The organism is Acinetobacter sp. YH12021 (assembly GCF_013420145.1).
GTDB classification, from domain to species: domain Bacteria; phylum Pseudomonadota; class Gammaproteobacteria; order Pseudomonadales; family Moraxellaceae; genus Acinetobacter; species Acinetobacter towneri.
This window is the reverse complement of record NZ_VOYT01000047.1, coordinates 1-2,923: the sequence shown is the minus strand read 5'-3', so window position 1 is coordinate 2,923 and position 2,923 is coordinate 1. Positions and strand designations below refer to the sequence as shown.

Genomic DNA, 2,923 nt, shown 5'->3' with positions numbered 1-2,923 from the left:
GAACCCACCTACCTTAAGGTAGGTATCGTATGATGAATACATAGTCATACGAAGCGAACGCGGGGAAGTGAAACATCTCAGTACCCGTAGGAAAAGAAATCAATTGAGATTCCCTCAGTAGCGGCGAGCGAAAGGGGAAAAGCCCATTAAGTTATGTGTGTTTTAGTGGAATGCTCTGGGAAGTGCAACCATAGTGGGTGATAGTCCTGTACACGAAAGGGCACACATAATGATGACGAGTAGGGCGAGGCACGTGAAACCTTGTCTGAATATGGGGGGACCATCCTCCAAGGCTAAATACTCCTGACTGACCGATAGTGAACCAGTACCGTGAGGGAAAGGCGAAAAGAACCCCTGTGAGGGGAGTGAAATAGATCCTGAAACCGCATGCATACAAGCAGTGGGAGCCAACTTGTTTGGTGACTGCGTACCTTTTGTATAATGGGTCAGCGACTTATATTCAGTAGCAAGGTTAACCGAATAGGGGAGCCGTAGAGAAATCGAGTCTTAATAGGGCGTATAGTTGCTGGGTATAGACCCGAAACCGGGTGATCTATCCATGAGCAGGTTGAAGGTTGGGTAACACTAACTGGAGGACCGAACCCACTGTCGTTGAAAAGCCAGGGGATGACTTGTGGATAGGGGTGAAAGGCTAATCAAACTCGGTGATAGCTGGTTCTCCCCGAAAGCTATTTAGGTAGCGCCTCGGACGAATACCATTGGGGGTAGAGCACTGTTTCGGCTAGGGGGTCATCCCGACTTACCAAACCGATGCAAACTCCGAATACCAATGAGTACTATCCGGGAGACAGACTGCGGGTGCTAACGTCCGTAGTCAAGAGGAAAACAATCCAGACCGCCAGCTAAGGCCCCAAAATCATAGTTAAGTGGGAAACGATGTGGGAAGGCATAGACAGCTAGGAGGTTGGCTTAGAAGCAGCCACCCTTTAAAGAAAGCGTAATAGCTCACTAGTCGAGTCGGCCTGCGCGGAAGATGTAACGGGGCTAAAACTATGTGCCGAAGCTGCGGATGCATAATTTATTATGCGTGGTAGGGGAGCGTTCTGTAAGCCGAAGAAGGTGGATTGAGAAGTCTGCTGGAGGTATCAGAAGTGCGAATGCTGACGTGAGTAACGACAAAACGGGTGAAAAACCCGTTCGCTGAAAGACCAAGGGTTCCAGTCCAACGTTAATCGGGGCTGGGTGAGTCGACCCCTAAGGCGAGGCCGAGAGGCGTAGTCGATGGGAAATTGGTTAATATTCCAATACTTCAGTGTAATGCGATGAGAGGACGGAGAAGGTTAAGTCAGCCTGGCGTTGGTTGTCCAGGTGAAAGGAAGTAGGCATGCATCTTAGGCAAATCCGGGGTGCTCTATGCTGAGATCTGATAGCAAGCTGTACTTGTACAGTGAAGTGGCTGATACCCTGCTTCCAGGAAAAGTCTCTAAGCTTCAGTTACACTGGAATCGTACCCGAAACCGACACAGGTGGTCAGGTCGAGTAGACCAAAGCGCTTGAGAGAACTCTGCTGAAGGAACTAGGCAAAATGGTACCGTAACTTCGGGAGAAGGTACGCTGTTGATGGTGATAGGACTCGCTCCTTGAGCTGTCGACAGCCTCAGAAACCAGGCCGCTGCAACTGTTTATTAAAAACATAGCACTCTGCAAACACGAAAGTGGACGTATAGGGTGTGATGCCTGCCCGGTGCTGGAAGGTTAATTGATGGGGTTAGCGTAAGCGAAGCTCTTGATCGAAGCCCCAGTAAACGGCGGCCGTAACTATAACGGTCCTAAGGTAGCGAAATTCCTTGTCGGGTAAGTTCCGACCTGCACGAATGGCATAATGATGGCGGCGCTGTCTCCAGCAGAGGCTCAGTGAAATCGAATTCGCCGTGAAGATGCGGTGTACCCGCGGCTAGACGGAAAGACCCCGTGAACCTTTACTGCAGCTTGACATTGAACTTTGACCTTACTTGTGTAGGATAGGTGGGAGGCTTTGAAACTTGGACGCTAGTCCGAGTGGAGCCGTCCTTGAAATACCACCCTGGTAATGTTGAGGTTCTAACTCTGTCCCGTTATCCGGGACGAGGACCATGTCTGGTGGGTAGTTTGACTGGGGCGGTCTCCTCCTAAAGAGTAACGGAGGAGTACGAAGGTGCGCTCAGCGTGGTCGGAAATCACGCGTAGAGTATAAAGGCAAAAGCGCGCTTAACTGCGAGACCCACAAGTCGAGCAGGTACGAAAGTAGGTCTTAGTGATCCGGTGGTTCTGTATGGAAGGGCCATCGCTCAACGGATAAAAGGTACTCTGGGGATAACAGGCTGATACCGCCCAAGAGTTCATATCGACGGCGGTGTTTGGCACCTCGATGTCGGCTCATCTCATCCTGGGGCTGAAGCAGGTCCCAAGGGTATGGCTGTTCGCCATTTAAAGAGGTACGCGAGCTGGGTTTAGAACGTCGTGAGACAGTTCGGTCCCTATCTACCGTGGGCGCTGGAAATTTGAGAGGATCTGCTCCTAGTACGAGAGGACCAGAGTGGACGAACCTCTGGTGTACCGGTTGTGACGCCAGTCGCATCGCCGGGTAGCTATGTTCGGAAGGGATAACCGCTGAAAGCATCTAAGCGGGAAGCCTACCTCAAGATAAGATTTCCCCGAGGCTTTATGCCTCCTAAAGAGCCGTTGAAGACTACGACGTTGATAGGTTGGATGTGGAAGCATAGCGATATGTGAAGCTGACCAATACTAATTGCTCGTGAGGCTTGACTATACAACACCCAAACAGTTGGGGTTGTATGCTCAATCGATTCAAATCCAATCAGTCAATTCAGACTGATCTTGATTTAGTTAACGCTAAACAATAAAATTCAGACCCAATAGCCAACCTGTTAATAACTCATTTGGAACAAAGTAAGGCATTACA

General features: G+C 50.0%; 1 rRNA gene. It reads left to right on the top strand.

Annotated features, from left to right (window positions below):
- Positions 1-2,770 (top strand): 23S ribosomal RNA (locus FTT91_RS14210); the annotation flags it as partial.
- Positions 2,771-2,923: the final 153 nt, after the last annotated feature.